Here is a 23,193-nt window from a genome sequence, read left to right on the forward strand (position 1 = left end):
GCGCGAGGAATTCACGCGACAACGGGCGGTTAGCTCAGCTGGTAGAGCACTGTGTTCACATCGCAGGGGTCACTGGTTCAAGTCCAGTACCGCCCACCATTCAAGCTCTTAAAATAGAACAAAAAAATAGCTCAGCAAGCGGACAGTGTGTCCGACCTGCTCAATCCGTGTTGCCCCTGTGTGACCAAGATTGAGCCAAAAAAAACAGAGCCACCCTCGAAAGGACGGCACACACAGCCGAACCCGCTCCAGCCACCCTGAAAGGCTGCTCTCGCCCCTCCTGGGCGCTCCCTGACGAGCCGCTCTGAGCCGGGTGCCAATCTTGATCCGCGTCAAAGCCGCAAAGCAGCTCCCAGCAGTCTAATAACGACGCCACGCTAGGCGTCGCCGAAATCCCTGCGGCGCTGATGACGTGGGCAGACAAGGAGTAAGCGATGTTGAAGAAACTTCTTCTCACGGCGTTGGCCATTGGCCTCGCCTCAACTTTTTCGCTTCAGACAACTCCAGCCGAAGCGGTTGGTATGCGCGGCATGACTTGCAAGGACGCCGCTAAGGCTAAGTACCCAGGCGACCGAGCGAGCCGCCGCGCCTGGATGAAGCTGTGTGTGGCGAACTGGCAGCTACATCAGCGCGGATAAACGTCCGCTCCAAGCAACATTTACACCGCGCCGGGCGTAAATAATCACCCCTTACTTCGGCAACGTCTGATGCGGTTAGAAGGCCCGGTCTGAATGGCGAACGCAGGCCGGGCCTCTTATATTTTTGATTTGCGTCAACTTGGAACTGGTGGCGAGGCGATATGTGAAAGCATTGGCGGCGGGCCCCTATCTGCCGCCATGTTTCCCTGTACCCTCACAGGAACTAGCCCCGGAGTAATTCCGGGGCTTTTTTTTGATCAGCATCAAAGCCACAACGCAGTTCCCGGCAGTCCAATAACAATACCGCACAAGGCGTAATCACCCTTCACTCGGCAACGTCTGATGCGGTTAGAAGGCCCGGCCTGAATGCGTACGCAGGCCGGGCCTCATTCCTGGAGCTACAATGAGAACGCCTAGCCACATGCGGAGGAGCAACCCAATGCGCTATCTCGCACCTTTAGTTCTTGCGGCAGTCATGTCGGTAACAAGCCTACCGAGTGAGGCGGCCCCACAGTGGATAGAGAAAGCCTGTTTCTATGAGGCGTCGAATAGGTCATTTAACGATCGAGGCGAACGGGAACAGTTCATGACGAACTGCATCGACAACCTCATCGTAATGCCTCTCCGGGAGCGTCTCCGGGAGCGTCGCAAGTACAGGCTCCGTTACGGGTATTAGGGCCACGCCGGTACGATGGATGCTGATAGGCTGAGGCAGAGAGCTGAAGACGGTGTCCACCGCCTACCGCCGAGGCGGAGGCCAGTGGCAATAGCGTTCGCCTTTGCGCTTCTTATCCTGGGTGTGGCGTTCTTGCTATTCCACTTTGTACTCTAGTGCGCCTAACCGCATGCGTGAGTGTTAGCCTCCAAGGAACTGCGTGATGAAACTTTCCCCGCGTTCAATACGACTAACTCCCCCAACAAAGTACGTTTTCTACTCGTCAATCGTATTCGCGGCACTCGCCTTCATCTTTTACCTGAGCGGAGTGCTCGGCCTTCTAGCGGACGGCCTCCACTTTGCGCTTTGGATTGCAATCGTAGCATGGGTATTGCTTGCGGCTGGTTGTGCGCTCAGGGGTGTTTAGGAAACTGAGGCCCGGTCTGAATGTGAACGCAGGCCGGGCCTTGTCCCCTGCTTTGCAAAAGGAGCATGGCGTCATGGGACGCAAGACCGGCATCGCTTACCGCTTGGGCTGGGCTTTGTATTGGTTCTGCCTAGTGCTTGCCGTGGTTTGGGTTCTTGGCGTTCTTTTTCTCAACACTGAAGGCGCAGTGACGGAGCCTTTCTCTGTCTTTGTGCAAAGGCTGGAGGAAGACCCGCTGCTAGTAGTGCTGGGTCTCGTTGGTCCAGTGGCCGCGCTATATGCTGTTGGCCGAGCGGTTCGCTACGTTCTGTCTGGAGAGTAAACGCAGGCCCAGTCTGAATGCGAATGCAGGTTGGGCCTTATTCTTTCAGCCGAAGCAAACCCAGGCCCGACATTGATGTAAGCTCAGTGCCTCAGCTTGCCACTGAGCGTTATCGTCAGCTTTAGCCTGGAAAGGAGCTATATGATGAACACGTCGCTGCGTTTCATTGCAGGAGCCGCAACTCTTGTTCTGTTTGTGGCACTCGCGCCCTCGACAGCGTCAGCGGGTGGGGACACCTACGTGGAGCCTGGATACGACTACGACAACGACTATTACGGCGATGATTATGGCTACGACTACGGCGACTACTATCCCCAGTACGGCTACCGCTACTACTATCCACCTAGCTATTACGTCTACCGCGTGCCGCGACCGTACGCACGGCGGCGTGCACGGCGTGCTGCACGCCGTTACTGGCGCGGGTACTGAGACGCCGCCTTGGCGTAGGGGCTCCGGCTGCTACACTCAGCCTGCGGGGGAAGCCATTTGAGGGAGGCTTCCTATGACATCACGCCGGTTCCCGGCACCCTGGCAAGTCGAGCAGACGCCGGGCGGATACAAGGTTCTCGACGCTAACGGACAGGCGCTGGCCTATGTCTATGCAAGAGAGACACAGCAACAGGCAGAGATAGCCAAGGCGCTGACCTTCGACGAAGCGCGACGCATCGCTAAGGAAAGGAAAAGCCATGAGCGAGATAAGCAGCGCACAACGTATCGAGAAAGCCCTACTGGACGGGGATAGCGACGCCTATGACAGCGAGGCTTCGCACCGCTTCTGGACCGGCATGTACTTGTTTATTGGCTGGATCGCGGCCTGGTGGATCGGCCTGGGGGTCACTGTCTGGGCCTTGTCCGTCTGACGGAGGCGCGGCGGATTGCCGTGAATGTTGCTAAGCTGCCGGGGTTGTTGGGTCGAAATGATGCAAAGCTATGACGTGGGCCATCTTCGAGGAGGAACCAAACACAGTGGCTATTGGCGAGTTGCTCTCGTCAAAGTCTGACAGAGTTGTGGCCGTAGTAGGCGGCGCGCTGCTTGACGAACACCTCCAGCGAACGCTGATACGACGGCTCCGCAAAAGCGGCGTGATTGATGGATTGATCAAACAAGATGCCCCACTGGGGAACGTCGGCCCGAAAATCGACCTGCTCTATCTTCTCCAAGCTTTCGAGAAGCCTATGTATCAAGCCCTTAAAGCCATTGCCGGTGTGCGTAACTTTTTTGCACATGAACTGGATGCTTCCTTTCAGTCCCAAGACTCAAAGTTCCTGGATCACATGAAGTACCTCAACCTTCACAAGTCGAGGTCACACTACCCGCACCACTGGCTTCCGTGGGAAGATACCAAGGTGCCACTTGAGCCGATCAACAACAATCGCGACCAGTTCATCGTCAATCTCAAGCTTGGTCTACTCGCGTTGATGCAGGACCGGGTAAGCCACCACAGGCACTCAAATGACCAGCTCACACGGAAAGAGGTCGAAGAAAAGTTTCGCGCTCGTGCTGCTCGCAAAGGCCAAGAACCAGCGGATGAATAGGCAATCATCTCTGCCGTTGGCGCATGACCCCAGGCTGACCCTCGATGAGGCGCGGCGGATAGCTGTGAATGTTGCTAAGCTACCGGGGTTGCTGAGAAGTTGACTAGCGACTATCCAGTCACCGGTCTTCGGACGGTCGATTGGCAAGAAACAGCCATAGGAGTAATACGGTCCATGCAATAGCTACCAGCATGGTGACGTACCAGGGCTGTGATGTGCTGTGTGCGACGTAGAAGATGCCAAAACCTCCAATAAGGTACACGGTTACCAGGCTGAAAAGTGTCATTTACCGCTCCTCTGCGTGCACTACGCAGAACGTTAGCGGAGACACCATCGAAACTGAGAGGAGAAAACGCTCTTATTGTTAATCAGCGCGGCGGATTGCTGTAAATGTTGCTAAGCTGCCGGGGCCGCTGGGGGCCGGAGCGCCATGAGCAAATGGTACGAATACGTATCGGTGCTTGCGATTATCGTCTGCATGGTCGCACTCACGTATTTTGTGGCGACGGCGTATCCAGATTTTGCTCAGTCACTTGCTTACAATGCCAACATCTCCGATACGCGGTCTCCACCGTTGAAGCTTATGGCTAACCCGCCGAAGCGATGTCAAAACCACTTAACGCCAACGCGGAAGTCGTGTTGACGTTCGATGAGACGCGGCGCATTGCTGTGAACGTTGCAAAGCTTAGGCGCTCTTGCCCCAACGTTGGAGCCAGTGAGGCAGACTAATCTTTCGACCTCTTTTCGAGATAGATTTCGAGGTTGTAGTGCCCAAAGACGTAGCTTGCTTCACGCGCTAATTCGTCAGCGACTTCCTGCGGATCGCAGCCTCCGTTGATGTATCGCTTGATTAGCGCGGCTAGTTCTCTTGCAAACTCTTTTGGATCCGTCATCGAAATATCCTTCTAGCCAGTTCTTGTCTGTCTGAGAGGATGTGGGCTTATGCCGGTCAGAGCAAGGCTCACCTTTGACGGGGCGCAGCGGATCGCTGTGAATGTTGCTAAGCTGCCGGGGCTGTTGGGGTAAGATCATAACAAGGCAAGTCGCTGAGAGGTGCCTTGGGGGAACGAAGATGTACGCGCGTATTGCAATCACTTGTCTCGCAATAACCTTTGCGGGGCCCGCATCAGCCGATGCACTTTTTGATGCCTACGAAACCTGCAAGAAGAAAGCATTTCGTCAAGCTTCCATAGGGAAACAATCGGGTTGGAACAGGGAGAGAGTGAATAAAGTTTTCTTCGAGGAGACGCGGGAGTGCATGGAAAGCACGGGGTATCGGTTCATCTGCCTTCGCGCCAATGGCCCGATCCCAAACTCCGAGCTTATGGCTAGCTGCTACAGCGTAGACGGAGACAAACAACAATGACTATCGTTTCCTCCCTAACTAGCCGTTGGCTCGGTCGTACCGCATCTTAGCAACCGGACCATCCTGCACGGCATCGAAAGGCAGGCCAGTCTCTCTGGCTGCATCATTTGGTTTGCAGCGCCGAGCCGGTTTTGGATTTCATACAGATCGACAGGGCCCGCTAGCTGCTCCAGCGTCTTACGCTGCGCCTGGACGACTTCCGCACAGCATTCAGAACAACCAGGTAAAGCGGTTTTTGACGCCGTGTCTAGCCCCCTTGAGCTGTACCAACTTTCGGCGATTTCTCTAATAACGTCTCGGGTACGGGAGGGCGCATGCCGAGGGAATGGTGCGCCAATTTTCTGAACGGCACCTGAACGCCCAGTTCAAGATGAGTTCAGCCGACCGCACGCAGACTATGCGCGTTGTCAGGCCCTGAACTGAATTTGCGAACCTTCCTCGGCAAACGGACGCGGAGTTTCAGGGAACTCCGCGTTCACCCTTGAGGTGACGCCGGAACACCGGGTGCTGCCATGAAAGCGTTTGCGACGATTGCTGCCAGTCTCGTCTTGGTTACCGCTTGGGTCGGCACGGTGGCTCTGGTCACGATGGTGCTGCTGACCATCTGATTGCGCCCACTCCGCGCATCTGGTGTAAGAGAACCAAGCACCCCCATCTCAAAACTGTGATTAAGAGTGTTCGCCGTTTGTCCTGCATTCTAGGCTTCGGAGGTGGTATAATATTGTTAAAAGTGATGGTTTCCCTCCCATCACTAAGGTTCCCCCCCCCAATAAGGAACCCGAAGCCCCGGCTCTCCCCCCGTGCCCGGGGCTTCTTTTTGTCCAGCCAAAGAAAAAGCCCGGCCCCCCCGGACCAGGCTTCTCCCCTAGCTGACGCTAGTTTCCCTCGTAAGCTTTGCGCGCTTCGGGCCCACTTTACATTCATGAGCATGGCAATTGTCGGGCACTCACGTCCCAAACAGAAATAGGCTGTATAGTGTTGCAGAAGAAACACTGTCAGCTTGCGGGCGCCTACGGGGGAGATTGTTGAGCAGATTAAGCAGTGCCCCTCTGGCGCGCTTAGCTATAAACTTCCAAAAGACACTTAGGATCAGTGCGGACATGAGTGGGGGAGCCAATTAGCGAGGCTTCCACGACATTACGCCAGTCTTCTAGGCGAGGTGAAAGATGAGATTGTTGCTTCTGGGCATATCAGTGCTTTTTGCAATTCCGATTGTTGCCTCGGCACAAGACCCCAAAATCACACTGCCTGCCGACTACAAGTCCACATTCACCAACTACCTCAATCTCGACCGAGTTCAGAACCATGATCAGATTATCCGTCTCTTCGCGAATGATATTGCGATGAAGGGAATGAAGGACGACGGCAGGTTCCCCTATGGCTCAATTCTTATTGGGGAGGTCTATAAGGCCAAAAAAGACGCGAACGGTGAGGTCGTCAAAAGCGAACTTGGCCGCCGCGTCCGCGGAAAATTTGCACTCATTGCAGTTATGGAAAAGCAGCCGGGATGGGGAGACGCTTTCGAGCCGCAATATAGGAATGCGGATTGGGACTTCGCCGCATTTAAGCCCGACGGCTCGGTTGCTGCTTCCAAAGATCTAAACGCATGCAGGTCATGTCATGCACCACTAACCAAGTCCGACCACGTCTTCTCATTCGAGCACATTGGTGAACAGTAGGCCGCGTAGGCCACTGTCCTCAGCCTGCGGGGGGAAGCCATTTGAGGGAGGCATCCTATGACGTCACACCGGTTTCCGGCCCCCGGCAAGTAGAACAGACGCCAGGCCGATACAAGGTTCTCGATGCTAACGGATAGGCGCTGGTCTATGTCTATGCGCGGGAGACAAAGCAGCAGGCCGAAATCGCAAGGTGCTGACGTTCGATGAAGCGCGGCGGATAGCGGTGAATGTTGCTACGCTGTCTGAGTTGCTGCGCTTTTGAAACGGAAGGTGAGGCCGTGAATGCAAACGAAGAACAAACTATCGACGGTGAACGGGTAACTGGTGCGGCGTGGAGTCTTGCAAAACGCATCGTTCTTCTGACTGTTCTGGCCGTCGTTGCAGTTGGGCTACAAAGCTTGCTGGGATACTTGGGAACGGTATTAGTCGTATTCTTTCTCGCTTTGGCCGGTGTCTTCCTGGTGAGAAGTGGATATGCGCTGCTATTGGGTTTGATTGCCTTTGTATCGAGCCTTTTTTCTAGGCCGGAGCGCCCATTGAAGGCCATTTGGCTTTTTGCCTGGAACATACTGAACGCTTTGGAGGGAGCCGTGTGTCTGGGCTTGGCTGTGTATGTCCTGCGGGCTGTCGGGTGGTGGACGGAGATACAGCTCCCAGTGGCCGATGGCTATCAGCTACCTCAGTTCTAAGCACAGCGAATTGCGCTGAATGTTGCTAAGTTGCCGAGGCTGTTGCGCTCTTAGATGCCAGGGGGAAGTTGAATGGGATACGTAGGCTGGGCCTTGCTCGGAATGGTGGGCTACTCGCTGGTGACTCTGCTAGTCAAGCTCGCAACACGAAGTGGGGAAGCTTCCAGTTTTTTTGTCCTGGCTGTTGCAGTTCTAATTGTGGGTTCTGTGGCCTGGGCCATCGCTATTCTAAGAGGGGACTTCACCGGCTTCACAGTGAGCGACCTTGCAAAGCCCAGCGCGTTGTGGAGTTACGCGACTGGCGTAGCCCTTATTGTTGCAGTCGCCTCTTTGTTTAAAGCCCTGTCTCTTGGACCTGCAACCGAAGTTGTTCCAATCTACGGGATGTTTGTCGTCGGGGGAGCACTACTTGGGATCATTTTTCTCAATGAGCCAGTCACAAACCGCAAGCTTCTCGGCATCGTGTTTGCGGCGCTAAGCATCTATCTCATCGCCAAGTAGGAATGCCCCGCGCTTGCTGTGAATGTTGCTAAGCTGCGGGGGCTGTTGACTTCGACGGAGTGTACTTAAATGCGCCGCGCCGTACTGATTGCTGTGACATTGGCCTTGTCCGGCTGCGACGACGCTCCCCAAGCCCCCGATGAACAAGCTTGGAAGCAGTCGATGACCGAGTGCAGGGCCAAGACGGAGAAGAGCCAAGACGCCGACTACATACTCGCGTGTATGGAGGCCGCTGATTTCGAGCCAATGGATGGGGACAACGCACCAGATATTTGCTTCAGCCAGCACATATACAATACGCCGGGTTGCTGGGTAGAGCGGTGACAGACCTCAAATAAGCAAAACCCCCAGCCAGGGAGAAGGACCGGGGGCTTTATAGAAACGACTAGGATCACTTAGCGCGGCAAATTGGTCTGGTAGGGGTTCGGGAAACCTTCGGCCAGCGCAGGTGCGGCAGTGGCGGCGAGCAGGCTAACAGCAAGAATAATCTCTTTCATAACGTATCTCCTTCTAGGTGCCCCCTTGCGGAATTGCTTTCGGGCTTTCGATGATCAGAAGGTAGATACAGGGGCGGCGCATTACCAATAACGTCGTTTCAGAACGACGTGCACTGAACCTCGCGCTCGTTCACGCTGGCGTGTGAAGTAATTGAGCACTCCTAGCCGCTCAGGTGCTCGACGTTGACGGACAAGCGATGGCCTAGGTCTATGTTTGAGAGACAAAGTCGCAGGCAGAGATTGCGAAGGTGCTAACCTTCGACGAGGCGCGGACATTGCCGTGAATGCTGCTAGATGCCAAGGCTATTGGGTTCGACGGAGTGAACTTAAATGCACCGGACTGTCGAACCGTTCAGCGTGCGGACTTCACGACCATCATCTTCTCGATCTGCATGTCTTCCATTGTGTATGGAATGCCGCCCACGCCGAGACCAGACTCGCGCAGACCAGCGAAGGGCATCACGTCATCGCGGAAGGCAGAGTGGTCGTTGATCATCAAGGCGGATCCATCGAGGCTTGAGAAGAGCTGCATCGCCATATCGATGTCGCTTGTGAAAACCGCAGATTGAAACGCAACCGGAAGCGCATTGGCCTGTGCGACAGCGGCATCAAGGTCATCGTATCCGTAGACGCAAACAATGGGGCCGAAGATTTCGAGAGTGCTGACTTTCACATCCGCTGGCGGATCGAGCAGAACCGTCGGTGAATAGCAATTGTTGGCAAGCGTCTTGCCGCCACACAGGCAAACAGCCCCCGCTGCGATGGCTTCATCGACCCAATCGCTTACACGCAACACCTCGGATGGACGGATCAACGGCCCGACATCGGTGTTTTCGTCCTCTGGTGAGCCAAGAACCAGTTTCTTGGCCTCGGCGGCCAGATCTTCAGCGAACGCGGCGGCCTCCGCGCGCGGAACGAAAACACGCTGCACGGAGACGCACACTTGGCCAGCGTGATAGAAGCCCCCTTTCAGAACCGCAGCGAGCGCCGCATCACGATCGTATGGTGGGGCAATGATAACCGGAGCAGCACCACCGTGTTCCAGCGCGCAGCGCGCACCTGGCGCCAATTTGGTCCGTAGCATCCACCCAACCCTGGCGCTACCGATGAAGCTGAAAAATCCAACTCGTCTGTCGGTGACCAGAGCTTCGACGGCGTTGAGGTCTTCGGTGATCAGAACCTGACACCAAGCATTAGGCAGTCCGGCCTCGCGTAGGATCTCGACGAAACGTACGCATGATAGCGGCGTATCCGCCGCAGGCTTGACCACGACGGGACACCCAGACGCGACTGCGGGTCCCACTTGGTGCACAATCAAATTCAGTGGGTGATTGAAGGCACTGACGACGGCGACCACACCAATCGGCTCTTTGCGCGTAAAGGCGGTGCGACCCGCTGAGGCCGGCGTCGTGCCGATGGGAATGACGTGGCCGGGATGACCGCGCAAAGCTTCGGCACAGAGGTGCACGCCGTCAATGGCGCGGATAACTTCGACCCTGGAGTCGCGATAGGGCTTGCCGCCTTCGCTGGCAGCGAGCAACGTCAGTTCCTCTACCTGCGACCGCATAATCTCCGCAGCTTTGTTGAGGATGCTCAGCCGTTGCGGGACGGACAACCATGCACTTTTATCGCGAAACAGCATATGGGCGACTGCAAGGGCATCCTTGACGTGCTCCGGCCCGCCCGCCGCAAGCTGCGCCAATCCACGCCCGTCAAAAGGTGAAGTGACCGCTAGCGAACCGGTGGGGTCCCGCGATGTCTCGAGCATTAGATCGGACATTGAATCTCACCTAGCTTCTTGGTCAGGAGGGCATTCTCGCGGTAGTCGATCGGTATGATAACGAGGCTGGGGCCATCCTCAGCAAGCGCGGTCTCCAGGGCGCCTGCTAGATCCGCGGCGTTGGCCACTGCATGGCCGTTCCAGCCGAACGACTTTGAGAGCAAATTCCAATCGGGGTTGCCGAAGGCCAAGTCGGTGTGGCGGCCGAAATGGGTCTCCTGTTTCCAGGCAATTAGCCCGTAGGCATGGTCTTCCCAAACCATCACGGCAATGTTGCTGCCGAAGCGCTTCGCTGTCTCCATCTCCTGGACGTTCATGAGGAAACCAGCATCGCCCGCAATTGCGAGAACGCGGCGGTCCGGGTGCACGAGGCTGGCAGCAATGGCACCTGGCAGAGCAAATCCCATGGAGCAGAAACCATTGGGTATCAGGCAGGTGTTCGGCTCGTGGCATTGGTAGTGGCGGGCGATCCACATCTTGTGTGCACCGACGTCCGATAGAAGGATGTCTTCCGGCCCCATGACCTGTCGCGCATCCCAGATAGCCTTTTGCGGTCTAATGGAGCCTTCGGTCTTGTCGTCCTTGTACTCGGCAAAGTCTGCGGCCATTTCGGCGCGCATGCGATGTTGCAAATCGAGATCGTAAGACGGAAGACCCTTCGCATCGACGCGTTCGTTGAGCATCCAGAGCGTATGGGCCAGGTCACCGACCAGCTCCGTTTCGGGGTGGTAATACTCGTCGACCTCCGCCGGAAGAAAATCGGCGTGCAAAATGCGTTTGTCCCGCCGGGCGTTCCACAGTCGCGGGTGGTATTCGACCATGTCGAAGCCCAGCGTGACGACCAAGTCGGCATCGTCGATGGCCGCCGAGATGCGGTCTTTGGAGCCAAGACCAACCGTGTACAGGCAGTACTCCGCATCCATGTCGACACAGCCCTTCGCCATGAAGGTGCTGATCACGCCGATACCCGCTGTTTCGCAGAGCTGGCGCAGCTGAGTGCTGGCGCGGCGGCGAATGCAGCCATTGCCCGCGACAATCACCGGACGCCTGGCCTCTTTGAGCATCGCAAAGGCCTGATCGACGATCTTGTCGTCAGGCACGGAGCGCCGGAAGCGGTGAGGAATCAGCGGCTTGGCATCGGATTTTGCACTTGCGATGTCCTCGGGGAGTTCGATATGCACCGCGCCGGGCTTTTCGGTGCGCGCAACCCGCACAGCCTTGCGTACGATTTCCGGGATCGTGTCGGGATTGAGGATCGTGGTCCCCCATTTCGTGACAGGCTTGAACATGCCCACCACGTCCATGATCTGATGGGACTCTTTGTGCAGCCGGTCGGTCCCGCCCTGCCCCGTCAAGACCAACATCGGCGCGCGATCCATGTTAGAATCAGCCACACCGGTGATGAGGTTGGTCGCACCGGGCCCAAGCGTGCCGAGCGCGCCCGCCGGATTGCCCGTGAGCCGTCCATAGACCTCCGCCATGAACGCCGCCCCTTGTTCGTGGCGTGTCAGGACAAACCTGATTTTGCCGGATTTCTCCAACGACATCATGAAGTCGGCGTTCTCCTCGCCGGGCACGCCGAAAATGTACTCAATACCTTCCACTTCAAGGCATTTCACGAGCAGATCGGATGCTTTCACGTCTATCATCCCGCCTGAGCTTGCTTCTATCCCGATTGTCGCTGGCGTTCCGGGCACTGTCTAAACACGATTGCTTCAGGTATTTGTGTTTAGAGAAGTTGTGACGCGGCTAGGCCATGGCGCTCATTCCCAAACAGTCCGAGGGCTGCTCTCGGCTCGTCAACTATTGAACCTTTTCGAGCTTATGCCCCCAGCGCTGGGTCGCGCGCTGGTCGCTCACCTCACCTGAGTTAACTGGAAGAGGCCCTTTCCCCCTCCTCACCCCCTTGTCACAGCTGTGTCACAGCTGAAGGTTCAAAGCGGGCGGTTTGCGTAGCTCAACGAAAGATCGTAAGCTGCGTAAGCAGCTGATTTGACGATCTTTTAGTGAGGAGCCGTTAGGCGACGGGCTGGTAGAGCACTGTGTTCACATCGCAAGGGTCACTGGTTCGAGTCCAGTACCGCCCACCATTCAAGCCGCTAATCTCATTGAGAAAATCGACGGATATGCCTTGGACAGCTTATCCTGGCCGAAGACTTATTGAAGGCTGCCGCGACAGCCCCGGACCAGGAACCGCCCGAATGAGAATCAAGGACATTCGGCTGAGCTGGTTTAGAGGAGCAGCGGATACGGTGCGCCTCAAGCTTGATCGATGAAAGAGGATTTGCCAGCTCCATTCTGGCCGTAAACGACTATCGACTTCCCATCTATGGCCATGGCCGCTCGGTTCAGGTTAGCCCCTCTATCCATGGGTTCGGCGCGAGACCTGGCTCTGCCTAAGCCGCCCAAGCCGATTCCATTCGCGGCGTTGGTCTGTTGTATCGCTGGGTCCGGCGCCTATCATGGCCCGCGAATGTCAGCAAAAAAGCATCGGCCAAATCAGGAGACCTCAGACCTCGCTTCTTCATGTCGGACTTGCCCTCGACGAGCGCGCGCTTGTGCCAATCCACTTCCGCTTTGTGCCTGCAAGCAGACGTGAGAACCGCGGCGATCAACGTCCGCTAAATGCCCTCAAGGATGCTGGGTTTAGTGACCCATCCCGATATGTGAGCGCAATATCCAGCCAAACTTGTCATGAGTGCCTGCGCGCATTACCGCGAGGTCATTTGTGACCAGATCTCCCTTTTCGTCTGCAACGCGCGCCAGATTTTGCAGTGAGGCTGACAGGCTTTCTTGGTCACTCGCTAAGTTTCTTATCATACGCTCATACGTCACTCGCCCGTCGCACTCCATGAGCGTCGAGCTGTTCAGGAATGTTGAGCATCGGCCATCAACATGTCCGCCCAGAGATTTAATGCGTTCTGCCAAGGCGTCCTGCGCTCTGAAGTGATCTTCATAAATCTGCTGAAAAAGATCGTGCAGAGCGCTGAACTGCGGTCCGGAAACGTTCCAATGATAGCTTTGAGCCTTCACGGTTTCCACGGACGTATCTGCAAGCGCAAGAAATATCTCGCGAACCAAAGAGTTAGAGTCAACGGTGTTTTCGACTATCGCCATGATGTTTGATCTCCGGTTACTGAATCAAAGTACGAAGAACCGACCCAGATGGATCACACGTGGAAACGGCTTAGGTCGAGGTCGTCGGGCTTCGTAACCGAGCCCTATATCGCGATGATCGTATGAATGAATGCCTGGAAGCGTCGCCTACCCTACAGCCAACGTCCCAGCCATTTAGGGTAAACGGCTCTATGTCGCATGCAGCACAGCCGCGACCAGGCAAGCGCAAACGACCAGCGTGAGCGGCCAACGAAGCCGCGGATACCAACGCGGTGCCTCACCCTGCCTCACAGCATAGAGATCGTAAATCAAGAGACCGCAGAAGCAGACCACAAGCCATATAAATTGTAGACCGCCTTCGATGAATGCTGTGGCTGTCGCGGCCAGTGCCGGGATGATGCTCGCGAAGTATCTTCGCCAGAGTTGATCGCCAGGCGCAGAATTCATTGCAAGGCCCCAGTGCACAGCCCCCATGAATGACAGGATCGCAATGCTGTATGCGACAAGCGCGTTACGGGCGGCCGCGGATTGCACGTCGCTACCGATCAGCCACATCCCCGTGAGCAATAGGAATGGAATCAGACCGGCCGCGCCAAGAATAACAGCCGGCGCAGGAATCTGTGGGTTCATTTCTTCAGGTCGCAACGTGCCCATGTTTGCAAACAGCGTTTTGGGGCTACCAATGCTCGGTGCCGCGCTCACCTTTAGGTATTCCTTCAAGGTTGGGCGTCACCCAGCCACCATAGAAACCGCCGGGCTGAGGAAGTGCGCGGTAGTCGCCAACGCGGCACTCCTCCATCAGATCTGGGTAAAAGGCCAGATATCCGGCAATCGGCGCAAACTGGTCTACTGGTTTGTCATAACTCCATGCGGCCAGTTTCACGGTCGTGGAGCCAGCACTTACGTCGAAGTACCGTGCAACCCCCTTCCACTCACAAAGGCTCCTTCCCGACGCCGGGATCAAGGTGGCGGAGACATCTTCGGGTGGGAAGTAGTAGGTCGGTGCGTGGTGAGTTTCGAGGATACGCATTGCTCTGGTGGAGTCGGCGATGACTTTGCCTCCGAGACGCACGCTAACGCGCTGTTCCACGCGCTCCAGCGCGGGCGGGCGAGGGTATGACTGAACGTTCTCTCTTGGCAGTTCTGTCATCTAGACGCCCTATTAGCCTTGGTTATGGGTTCGTGATGCTAAAGCATGGGAACGCAGCCCGAGCATTAGAAGCCTCACTCATGAATGGCGAGTGGCCGCACGGCAAGCCCCTGCTGAATCGTGGCTCAAGCCTGACAGTGTTCTGCTCTCACATTCGAAGGGGCAAGGCACATTTCCATTAATGCTGCTAAGCTCTCCGTCTCTGTGCGCGACGTCAGGCGAACGCCGCGCTCAACGCACATCTGTCGTCTGCGCGACCTGCTTCGACTCCTGTCTCGCAAGCGAAAAGATGCCGCTCGTGAAGAAGACACCGACGAGAAGGAAGGTGTGCGCAATGACGCTGGGTCCCATCAACCACATATGGCCGATCCAAAGGGCAAAGATCGCGGACCACATGTAGGACAGTATCGCCATGAATTGGAACCTGACCATTGGCGGTAGAGCGCGAAGCGGGTTCACGGACGGGTCCATCACCAGACGATAAAGCTGCGTCAACATAGGAATGGTCCTCTCAATTTGTTTGTTCACTAGTTACGCGTGACGACTCCGGATGGATCATGCCGTCCAGGATCTTCAGGACACGACTGCGTGATGAGATGCAAGAGGCAGTGAACGGCTCCGGCTGACATAAAGGCGTGACCTCGCGACGTCCGGTTTGGGCTCCTGAGCTGACATCTTTAGCATCGAGCTCAGCGTCCGCTGAATGCCCAGAGCGGGCATCTCCGGTCTCACGGTTTAGGTCTGCTAGGGGATTTGACGAGATCGAAAGCTCGCGCGTAGGTCAGTTCTCCGACTGGCGCTTCGTCAGCGAAGACGAGGTGTTGGACCAAGCGCGTCGGAAGGCCGTCAAAGGCGATCGTACCATTGCTCTGAAATCCGAACCGCTTATAGAACGCGGGCTTTCCGAGAAGGACGCAGCCTCTTGCGCTTTGAGCCTTGAGAAGCGCCAGACCGCGCCCCACTAGTTCACTCCCTATGCCGCACCCCTGCAAATTTGGACGGACGGCAACAGGGCCTAGACCGAACCAGTCATGATGCCTTCCGCCAATCTTCACAGGCGAGAAGGCTATATGTCCGGCAATCTCTTTGTCGACTTGCGCGACGAGGGAAATGGTCAGGTCGCCATGCTTCCGGAGCTCGCGGATGATTTGAGCTTCGCTGCCCGCTGCATAGGAAGCCGGGGCGAAGGCCGCCAAGATGATGCTGTGGATCGCGTCTTCGTCGTCAGGCGTCTCGCTGCGAATGATCATGCGGGGGTTAGGGTTCCTCACCGTCGCCATCCACGGGCACCGTACGCGTGGGCCGTTTTAGGGCTGAGGTGATGGCGAGAGCCATTTGCGCCGACCGCGGGTCGACGGTGCTTGGAAAGGAAGCGACGATTGTCCCGTCTCGCCCCAGAATATATTTGTGGAAGTTCCACTTAGGACGGGAGCCGGATTGGGCCGCGGCCCATTGGTAGAACGGGTGTGCATTAGGCCCCACGACGGCGGTGCGCTCGGTCAGGGGGAAGCTGACGCCGTATTGGCGCTTGCAGTGATTGAGAAGCGCCTTGCCTTTGCGCGGTTCCTGGCTGCCGAAATCGTTGGACGAGACGCCCACGATGACAAGCCCTTCGTCTTTGCGGTCTCGCCAGACCTTTTCGAGGTGCTCGAACTGGTAGCTGAAGCCACACGCAGTGGCCGTGTTGACTACGACTACGGCCTTGCCACGAAACTGCTCGAGCGACATCAGTTTTCTGTCAACGCTTATGAAGTTGAAGTCGAAGCCACTCGCCGCCTGAGCAACGCCCGTCATGCCGACATATGCAATAAGAATAAGTGCGAGTCTTTTTGCCATCGTTTTTTGTCCTCAGCCTGTACGACGACACCCCCTCAGCGCGCCATCAACTTGATGGAAGCTCCTTGGGCGGAGGCTTTGGGAATCCAGTCTCTCGCCAGTTTCTGGGCGGCGGCGATCTCTGCGGGGGTGATCTTGGCGGCGACCGCCTGCCGGTTCTGCCGCGCACGTTCCAGATTCATCTCTTCGAAGTCGAAATAATAGGACGCGGCAAGGCTGAACCAGAAATAGGCCTGTACGTAATCCTGCGTCACACCCCAACCATTCTTGTACATGACGCCGAGATTGTTCTGGGCGAAGGGCTGGCCCGCCTCGGCGGAGAGCCGGTACCATTTCACTGCCTCGGCCTGATCTTTGGAGACGCCTTGCCCCTCTTGGTACATGCGACCGAGCTTGAACTGCGCTTCGGGATCGCCCTGTTCGGCGTAGGGCCTGATCAGTTCGGCGGCCAATGCATAGTCGCCTTTCTCATAAGCGGCCCAGCCTCGTTCCTGATCATGGGCATTGGCTATCGGGGCGCTGCCGAAGAGCGCTATGGCGGCGCATAACGCCAACGGTTTTGCGATTTCAATTCTCACCGATGATTTCCCCAGATTGAAGCGCTGACCCGGCACACACGCATCGACAGATAACCAACTCCAGTGTTACGCAGCACCCCGACTAATGGATCACCTGTGCGTTTGGCATTAGGCTCGAACGCGTGTTGCGGGAGCGATAGTCAGGTTCGAGGTTCGGCAATGAGCAGCAGAAACCCAAAACAGCTTATCTTAATTCTTGGCGACCAACTGACAGCGACGATCGCCGCCCTGCGCGCGGCCGACGCCGAACGCGACGTGGTCCTGCTGGCGGAAGTGCAGCAGGAGGCCACCTATGTCCGTCATCACAAAAAGAAGATTGCCTTCCTGTTCTCGGCCATGCGCCACTTTGCAGAGGAGCTCTCAGGCGCCGGATGGGGTCACACGATAGGGGCCCATTGCCGTCCTGGATCAACACGTCAGGACTGGCCCTCGGTTTTCATTCGGAATGGGCGAAATGTCTGCTAATGACCCAAAGCGGGCATTGCACGAATATTAGAACAACCGTGGTAGACGGTTCTCAACAGCGTTGTCGGACAATTGATCGGCAAATCGTCTTGATGGTCCGTCCTCGATGCCAACCCCTTCCGGTTGGATATGCGAACTGAGTGAAGAGCTGGATGGCACCAGGACGTGTTAAGCCACTTGGACGCTTGTAGAAATCAGCGAAGATGAGTTCGTCGCTTCACATCGCTGACAGACAACAAAGTACTTTAAAGCAGCAGCTTTCTATGACGTGCAGGGCATATGCTAGATTAATCCGAGACAATCCAATGAGGTGGTGAAAGTGCGCACTGACTATCACACGATCGTCATTGGCGGGGGGTGCCTCGGCTGCGCCTCAGCTATCTCCGTCCAGCGCCGACTGCTCCGGGACGGCGACGACGAGAGCTCGGTCTGCATCCTTGAGAAAAACCTTGTCGGTTCAGGACTGACCGCGCGGCACTCCGGAATCGTGCGCTCGGCTAACGCTGTTCCTGTAGCGGCCCGGCTTGCGAAGATCGCCGCCGATCAATGGCATAGCCTCGAGAACTTGTGGGGCGTTGCTGCATCCTTCGACGCCTGCGGGGCCATTTGGATCGCCCGGGACAACGGCCAAGGCGGAAACGCAAAATGGGATTCGCTTGAACAGCGGATGCGAGAAATGAGCATCGACTTTCACAAGGTCGACGCGAGCGACGCCCGCGCCGTTCTGCCTCACTTTGTGAAACTTTATGACGATGAGCTCTACTATCTAGAACCCGGAGCATTACAGTTCGACCCCACGACATTCCGTAATGTTCTTTACAAGGCGCTCGAGCAAAATTCAGTTCAAATGCGCGAGAAAACGGAAGTCGTAGCGTTCGAGCGAAACGAAGACGGATCGATTGCTGCAGTTCTGACAAAGGACGGGGACCGGCTGGCGTGTTCACATGTTGTAAACGCTGCCGGCCCTTGGAGTCCCGCGATCTTTGCACCAATAGGCCTTTCGGTTCCTGTAAGTGCAGAGCCGGTTTGCGTCGTCAACTGGCTTACCAGTTATAGCGACATCGAGTCCGTCTTTCCGATCATCGCTGACTATATCAACTTGGCTTACTTCCGGCTGTGGCGCGACAACGAGATTCATATGCATCAGCCCCGCAAACGTGTCTTGCGCGAAACTGCCCGAGCATTCGCGGAGAGCCCGCTGAGTGTTGTCGGTGCAGACTTCGTCAATGATCCGACAAACCAGGGGCTCGGCTACTCGCAGATACGAGTTTACGAAGAGATTTCACGACACCGGTTCGACAATATCGGACAGTCAGTCTACGGTTCTGGCTATAAGTCATATTTCGATATCACGCCTGACCTCAAATTCATTCTTGGGCCGGATCATCGCGTGTCGAATCTTGTGCACTGCTTGGGTGCAGGGCAGGCTTTCAAATATACGCCGGTGTTTGGGGAAATCGTCGCCGACTTTGTGTGCGGAGGAGAGAATTACGCGCCGCTGGCTGCCGAATTTTCGATCGCTCGCTTTGATCAGGCTTATATGAATGATTTCTGGGAACGCGTTTCAGGGATCGATAACTCACTCGAAGCCGAAGCCGAAGCGAGTGCGCTGTGAGCCCTTACTTGAGTTCGCGAGGCCGCCGAGCACCCTTACCGTCTTTAACCCGATGGGTCGGTAGCGCAAATAATGATAATGGTCGTTGGCATTGCGTATACATCTCGTCGATCTTCGATACCTCGGCCATTCAACTGTCGTAGGCCTTGAAGCGGCTTCACCAGCATGTTCTAGCTGCTAGGCGCAATCGCTAATCAATACAGCTCTTCCATCGATTGGGATGCTCCTCAAATCCTAAAGTGAATAGGGTCCCCCCGCTGCGACATCACCCTTGCAGCCGTGCACGGCTGGCCGCGTCCGATTTGGGCGCGACCGCGGCGGGTTCGACATGGAGGCGCTAACCGTGTTCGGAGTCACGGTGATAGACCGCCAGCCCATCTGCCCGCGGTCAACCTGTCACGAAGTCACTGAGCGACTTGGCACGACCTAGTTCTTGGTCGCCGCCGCGATGCCGTCGACGCCAGCCTGATAGATACCGGAGATGGTCTTGACCGCGTCCTCATCCGAGGCGCCCTTCGCATCGAAGGTTCCTGCCCAGACGATGCTCGTGCCGTCACGTTCCGGGACCACACTGATTGTCGACTCATAACTGGCGACCGGCAGTGGGCTCGTGAGGATCTTGTAGCTGTAGGACATATCGTCGTCGCTGCGTGAGATAAGCTCTTCTTCGATCGTGCCGCCGCCCTTGAGAGAAAGTGTCCGAACTTCAACGCCGTCGGCGGTTGAGGCTACGCATTTCTCCACCGCGGGATGCCAATCGGCAATGCCGCAAAAATCGCCAACTGACGCCCAAACCTTCTCCGGCGCAGACGTCGTGTCCTTTGTAACTTTGGCTTCCAGAGCAAAGGCCGCCGACGTCGAACAAACGAGCACCGCGGCTGCAGGCAACATATACTTGATCATGAATGTCTACTCCTTAGGTCGTTGCTAGAACCGGAACATTCCGGCATTCTTAAGCCCGCCACTCTATAGCCCGCCACTCTATCCTGCTTTGCCAAGCATCTATTGGCGGTGCCGACGGTACAATTCGAGCCCGGACCGGGCAGCCTCGTGAGTACACATGGTTGCTATCAGAGCATCCAAGTTCTGTGACCATCTCGCATTGGTTTCTCGGCCGTCTTACGTCTTCAGCGCAATGATTGCTTAGGTCTCGATATTCGTACGCGATTTGCTGAGAATCAGATCATGACCTTTCGAAATTGTAATCTCATCGAATGACATGAAGGGATTCCTCCCCGCCTCAGTGCTTAGTGACAGATCCGCTCACGCTACAAGGTGCTGGATGCATCCGGCCAAGCCCTTGTCTACGTCTACGCAAGAGAGACACAGCAGCAGGCTGAGATCGCCAAGGTGCTGACGTTCTATGATGCGCGGCGCATTGCGGTAAATGTTGCTAAGCTGCCGGGGCTTCTACAGAGCAGCTAGAACAACCAGGTGACGCAAGCGCGCATGTCTGCTTACAGCTGCAAAAGTGGACATCCCTAATCCGGCTTCCAATGTCTGCTAATGACCCAAAGCGGGCGTATGCTGGTCGCTGGCAGTAACTAGTTACCTGCCGGGGAAACCCTGCAGAGAGCGCGTGACGTCGCTGCCTTGCGGTTTCCATCGTACGGACTTAGACACCGCCCGTCGCCGTTTACCCTTCCGGGTCGGCATGGGGAAGCCTTCTGCATCGCCGAACAGGGCGCGTGCGAGTTTGTGGTCGAGCCCGTAAAGGTCCGGAAAAGTCGTGACCTTACCCTGCTCGTCGGCTACCGCGGTGAAATACGTCGAGTAGACCGGAATCTCGGAGTCAAGCGTCACTCGGTTGTTGATGCTGTTATCCCAGAGATCAGTGACTTTGCTCTCCGGCCATCCATTGCTCTCAGCAAGGAGTACCTTCGCGAAGCGATCAGGCTTTTCCATACGAACGCAGTCATGACCGATCGCACGTACAGCCTGTTGATAATATTTACGCCGAGCGGGCCAAGTGTCGTGCAGGACGAAGGCATGTCTGTTGGGCAGCAGGAACTTTACCTTGCCGATATTGCTGTGTGGGCCCGGCCTCTGGGTGAAGGTGTAGTTGAGAATGTTCACGCGGCGCCAGTCGATCTTCGTCGGGTCTACGCGCTTGCCTTGGTAGCTTACCGAGAACCCCTTCTTCTTTAGTATCGAGTAGTTTTTCTTGCGCAATGCGGGCGCTAGGTTCTCCCGCAGCACCGTCGGCGGCGCGATCCATTCGGGATTGAACACGACCGTCGTCATGTTGGCTGATAGAACGGGCGTCGCATAGTCAATCGTGCCGACCTGTGTCTTGTCCGCATAAATGGTCTGGCCGTCTTTCACGACGTAGAGCATGAATGCGGGCGTATTGCTCCATACGTAGACGCGGCCTAGATCTTCCGGCATCCAGCGCCAGCGCTCCATATTCATGATGATGCGCTTGACGTCGGTTCTGGAATCGCCGGCGGCGTCGCCGTCCCGTGCCACGAGCAAAGTTTGGCGCAGGCGCGCGAACTGGGTGTGTTGGGGATGAAGCGACCGGAGGTAGGCGTCTGGCGTCTCGCTCCCCGCGATGTCGGCGAGCACGGTCTTCGGATCGAGCATCGACGGCGATTGGAACACCTTGCCACCGAGGGCAGTGGGGTCGGACCGTGCACCGCGGGCAAAGCGGGCATATCGCAGAATTGCGAGATTGAGCTTGATCTCGGCAATGGCCTGTTCTTCTGGCCCCGTCGGCAAAGCGCTGGCCGGCGGCAGATCGAAGGCGTGCTTGTCGAGACCCCAATCGTCGGCCTTCTCGATCTCGAACAGAGCCTGTTGTGCCCTTGCCGATAAGCCCATGTCCGTTGTCCACAAGGGCACGCTAGACCGATCATCGTAGAAGGCTTCGAGCGCGGCGAGATCGTCCGCAGCTACCCCCTTGCGCAAGTCAGAATCAGCAAGCTTCGCGCCAATGGCCGCCACAACGGCCTGGGGCGCGGGTGTCGAAGGAGTTGGTGCCTTCGACGTCGAAGGCGTGGAACGGACGGCCGGCGGCGCGACTGGGTCCTCAGCGCACGCCGAGCGCATGACGGCAAAGGTCAGGACCTGGGCCGCGCACAAGAAAACTGGCACAAGACAAGAACCACGCATCCCCTTGGTTCCTTAAGGCTGCTGCGAGATTACCGCGCTGCAGCACCCGCGGCCATAACTTTGCTCCATCCCGGATTGAGAAGTAGCGGCTCAATGTCGGCTTATTGAGAAGAGGCACCCCCCTCCCCCACCTACCCCCTTCGTGATTGTCGACTTGTCACAGCTGTGTCACAGCACGGAGTTCAAGACGGGCGGTTCGATGAGCTCAGAGAAAGATCGTAAGCTGCGTAAGCGGCTGATTTATCGATCTTTCGGGAGGAGCCGTTAGGCGACGGGCTGGTAGAGCACTGTGTTCACATCGCAGGGGTCACTGGTTCGAGTCCAGTACCGCCCACCATTCACATAATCGCCAACGCACCTTCGATATCCGCTCACAGGACCTCGGGCCGATCGCCGAGACGTGGCCCCACAGCTAGCTCGGGAATGCTAAACTTGGCGCCACATGACCCTAGGTGCCAGCGATGAAGATGCTTGCCGTGGTCCTGACGGCTCTGATTGCCTTCGTCCTATTTCAATCGTACCGGCGCGACTGCCATTGGCGCGGGCAGAACCACTGGGCCCAGTGGAGCGCTTGCATCCTCGATGTCCCGGGTTAGCCCCAACAGGCAAATACTCAAAACGCGGATACTCAGACGAAAAAACCCGGCCAGGAGAATCTGGCCGGGTTTTTGACATTTGCCGGAGAGATAGACTAAAGGGCTATCTCGTCCCTTAGCCCAGCTTCAAAGGCTCAACCACAACGGCTTTCTCGTGATGGCCGAAGCAGCCGCCGAGACCGATCGTGGCGGAAATGATAACCGCACATGCAATGATGACACGCATTGGTAGTTCCCCCAAAAATTCCATTCAGATTCGAAACCTATGGCTAGGTTATAACCTGTTCGGGCCTGGCAGACTGTAGCATCAGGGCCACAGACGGGAATTTCTTCCACCTTAGGGGCACTTTCCAGGCATGCGCGGCAAGCCGCTCAAGCCACGGCAAAACCGGCATAATTGGGAGGAATCCAAGGAAAACCGGGCGAAGTGACGCCCCGAGGGGCTAGCGCGTCAGCGGCGTCTTGGCGATGCTCGTGATGTTGAGCCGGCTGGCGAGTAGGCCATCGGACGCATGCGGGTCCAGCCAAATGCTCGGCCGACCCCTGGCCTCCGTGAAATCCTTCGCCACCGTCGCACCGATCATCACCACCAGCGTGACGGCCATCAGACCGGCCATGAGTTGTTGGTTCAT

The 23,193-nt window shown here is 56.6% G+C and carries 25 protein-coding genes and 1 tRNA gene; 13 read left to right on the forward strand and 13 right to left on the reverse strand.

Features of this window, described 5'->3' with window-relative positions; genetic code table 11:
• Positions 1–23 precede the first annotated feature (23 nt).
• The 5 genes from ABY454_RS02895 to ABY454_RS02915 all read left to right on the forward strand — a co-directional run bounded on the left by ABY454_RS02895 (position 24) and on the right by ABY454_RS02915 (position 3,578).
• Positions 24–99: transfer RNA gene (locus ABY454_RS02895), tRNA-Val, on the forward strand.
• Positions 100–1,793: 1,694 nt separating this feature from the next.
• A complete protein-coding gene (locus ABY454_RS02900) occupies positions 1,794–2,042 on the forward strand; it encodes a hypothetical protein (RefSeq protein WP_372928672.1) in 249 nt (82 codons plus the stop codon).
• Positions 2,043–2,186: 144 nt separating this feature from the next.
• Entirely contained in the window at positions 2,187–2,471 is a 285-nt protein-coding gene (locus ABY454_RS02905) for a hypothetical protein (protein WP_372928673.1), read from the forward strand.
• Between the two features lie 257 nt (positions 2,472–2,728).
• Positions 2,729–2,902, forward strand: coding sequence for a hypothetical protein (locus ABY454_RS02910; protein ID WP_372928674.1), 174 nt, complete (start codon positions 2,729–2,731; stop codon positions 2,900–2,902).
• A gap of 70 nt (positions 2,903–2,972) precedes the next feature.
• Positions 2,973–3,578 (forward strand): hypothetical protein, encoded by a 606-nt coding sequence (locus ABY454_RS02915; RefSeq protein ID WP_372928675.1) that lies wholly within the window; start codon positions 2,973–2,975, stop codon positions 3,576–3,578.
• A gap of 725 nt (positions 3,579–4,303) precedes the next feature.
• On the opposite strand, the gene ABY454_RS02920 is transcribed toward ABY454_RS02915, so the two are convergent.
• Positions 4,304–4,471 carry a hypothetical protein gene (locus ABY454_RS02920; RefSeq protein ID WP_372928676.1) on the reverse strand — a complete coding sequence of 56 codons (168 nt, stop codon included), beginning with the start codon at positions 4,469–4,471 and terminating at the stop codon, positions 4,304–4,306.
• A 1,473-nt stretch (positions 4,472–5,944) separates the two neighbouring features.
• Here ABY454_RS02920 and ABY454_RS02925 point away from each other — a divergent pair.
• The 4 genes from ABY454_RS02925 to ABY454_RS02940 all read left to right on the forward strand — a co-directional run bounded on the left by ABY454_RS02925 (position 5,945) and on the right by ABY454_RS02940 (position 7,813).
• Entirely contained in the window at positions 5,945–6,031 is an 87-nt protein-coding gene (locus ABY454_RS02925) for a (4Fe-4S)-binding protein (protein ID WP_372928742.1), read from the forward strand.
• Positions 6,032–6,110: 79 nt separating this feature from the next.
• On the forward strand, positions 6,111–6,623 hold the full coding sequence (locus tag ABY454_RS02930) for a cytochrome P460 family protein (protein ID WP_372928677.1): 513 nt from the start codon (positions 6,111–6,113) through the stop codon (positions 6,621–6,623).
• A 278-nt stretch (positions 6,624–6,901) separates the two neighbouring features.
• Complete coding sequence (locus ABY454_RS02935) at positions 6,902–7,312, forward strand: hypothetical protein (RefSeq protein WP_372928678.1); 411 nt, start codon at positions 6,902–6,904, stop codon at positions 7,310–7,312.
• Between the two features lie 72 nt (positions 7,313–7,384).
• Complete coding sequence (locus tag ABY454_RS02940) at positions 7,385–7,813, forward strand: EamA family transporter (protein WP_372928679.1); 429 nt, start codon at positions 7,385–7,387, stop codon at positions 7,811–7,813.
• 849 nt (positions 7,814–8,662) lie between these two features.
• On the opposite strand, the gene ABY454_RS02945 is transcribed toward ABY454_RS02940, so the two are convergent.
• The 9 genes from ABY454_RS02945 to ABY454_RS02985 all read right to left on the reverse strand — a co-directional run bounded on the left by ABY454_RS02945 (position 8,663) and on the right by ABY454_RS02985 (position 16,807).
• Complete coding sequence (locus tag ABY454_RS02945; protein WP_372928680.1) at positions 8,663–10,090, reverse strand: aldehyde dehydrogenase family protein; 1,428 nt, start codon at positions 10,088–10,090, stop codon at positions 8,663–8,665.
• Complete coding sequence (locus ABY454_RS02950) at positions 10,078–11,730, reverse strand: acetolactate synthase large subunit (RefSeq protein ID WP_372928681.1); 1,653 nt, start codon at positions 11,728–11,730, stop codon at positions 10,078–10,080. Before ABY454_RS02950 ends, ABY454_RS02945 begins: the two co-directional genes overlap by 13 nt.
• A gap of 1,006 nt (positions 11,731–12,736) precedes the next feature.
• Entirely contained in the window at positions 12,737–13,207 is a 471-nt protein-coding gene (locus ABY454_RS02955) for a Dps family protein (RefSeq protein WP_372928682.1), read from the reverse strand.
• Positions 13,208–13,396: 189 nt separating this feature from the next.
• Complete coding sequence (locus ABY454_RS02960; protein ID WP_372928683.1) at positions 13,397–13,909, reverse strand: DUF3429 domain-containing protein; 513 nt, start codon at positions 13,907–13,909, stop codon at positions 13,397–13,399.
• Positions 13,884–14,357: a DUF427 domain-containing protein gene (locus tag ABY454_RS02965; protein ID WP_372928684.1), complete on the reverse strand. Its 474-nt coding sequence runs from the start codon at positions 14,355–14,357 to the stop codon at positions 13,884–13,886. The genes ABY454_RS02960 and ABY454_RS02965 overlap by 26 nt, the downstream gene beginning before the upstream one ends.
• Positions 14,358–14,588: 231 nt before the next feature.
• Positions 14,589–14,855: a hypothetical protein gene (locus ABY454_RS02970; protein ID WP_372928685.1), complete on the reverse strand. Its 267-nt coding sequence runs from the start codon at positions 14,853–14,855 to the stop codon at positions 14,589–14,591.
• 230 nt (positions 14,856–15,085) lie between these two features.
• Positions 15,086–15,607, reverse strand: a complete 522-nt coding sequence (locus ABY454_RS02975; RefSeq protein ID WP_372928686.1) for a GNAT family N-acetyltransferase — start codon at positions 15,605–15,607, stop codon at positions 15,086–15,088.
• 7 nt (positions 15,608–15,614) lie between these two features.
• Positions 15,615–16,193 (reverse strand): glutathione peroxidase, encoded by a 579-nt coding sequence (locus ABY454_RS02980; RefSeq protein ID WP_372928687.1) that lies wholly within the window; start codon positions 16,191–16,193, stop codon positions 15,615–15,617.
• A gap of 35 nt (positions 16,194–16,228) precedes the next feature.
• On the reverse strand, positions 16,229–16,807 hold the full coding sequence (locus ABY454_RS02985) for a tetratricopeptide repeat protein (RefSeq protein ID WP_372928688.1): 579 nt from the start codon (positions 16,805–16,807) through the stop codon (positions 16,229–16,231).
• 123 nt (positions 16,808–16,930) lie between these two features.
• On the opposite strand from ABY454_RS02985, the gene ABY454_RS02990 reads away from it, so the two are divergent.
• Positions 16,931–17,236, forward strand: a complete 306-nt coding sequence (locus tag ABY454_RS02990; protein ID WP_372928689.1) for a cryptochrome/photolyase family protein — start codon at positions 16,931–16,933, stop codon at positions 17,234–17,236.
• Positions 17,237–17,549: 313 nt separating this feature from the next.
• Positions 17,550–18,851, forward strand: coding sequence for an NAD(P)/FAD-dependent oxidoreductase (locus ABY454_RS02995; protein ID WP_372928690.1), 1,302 nt, complete (start codon positions 17,550–17,552; stop codon positions 18,849–18,851).
• Positions 18,852–19,277: 426 nt separating this feature from the next.
• Here ABY454_RS02995 and ABY454_RS03000 read toward each other — a convergent pair whose 3' ends face one another.
• Positions 19,278–19,754, reverse strand: a complete 477-nt coding sequence (locus ABY454_RS03000; protein ID WP_372928691.1) for an SRPBCC family protein — start codon at positions 19,752–19,754, stop codon at positions 19,278–19,280.
• A 372-nt stretch (positions 19,755–20,126) separates the two neighbouring features.
• Here ABY454_RS03000 and ABY454_RS03005 point away from each other — a divergent pair, with 372 nt between their 5' ends.
• Positions 20,127–20,276, forward strand: a complete 150-nt coding sequence (locus ABY454_RS03005; RefSeq protein ID WP_372928692.1) for a hypothetical protein — start codon at positions 20,127–20,129, stop codon at positions 20,274–20,276.
• Positions 20,277–20,399: 123 nt separating this feature from the next.
• On the opposite strand, the gene ABY454_RS03010 is transcribed toward ABY454_RS03005, so the two are convergent.
• Positions 20,400–21,761: a L,D-transpeptidase family protein gene (locus ABY454_RS03010; RefSeq protein WP_372928693.1), complete on the reverse strand. Its 1,362-nt coding sequence runs from the start codon at positions 21,759–21,761 to the stop codon at positions 20,400–20,402.
• A 656-nt stretch (positions 21,762–22,417) separates the two neighbouring features.
• Between ABY454_RS03010 and ABY454_RS03015 the strand changes: the two genes are divergently transcribed.
• Entirely contained in the window at positions 22,418–22,561 is a 144-nt protein-coding gene (locus tag ABY454_RS03015; protein WP_372928694.1) for a hypothetical protein, read from the forward strand.
• Between the two features lie 443 nt (positions 22,562–23,004).
• On the opposite strand, the gene ABY454_RS03020 is transcribed toward ABY454_RS03015, so the two are convergent.
• Positions 23,005–23,193 carry a hypothetical protein gene (locus ABY454_RS03020; RefSeq protein WP_372928695.1) on the reverse strand — a complete coding sequence of 63 codons (189 nt, stop codon included), beginning with the start codon at positions 23,191–23,193 and terminating at the stop codon, positions 23,005–23,007.

It is taken from the genome of Methyloceanibacter sp., assembly GCF_041573655.1.
In the GTDB taxonomy this organism is placed as follows: Bacteria; Pseudomonadota; Alphaproteobacteria; order Rhizobiales; family Methyloligellaceae; genus Methyloceanibacter.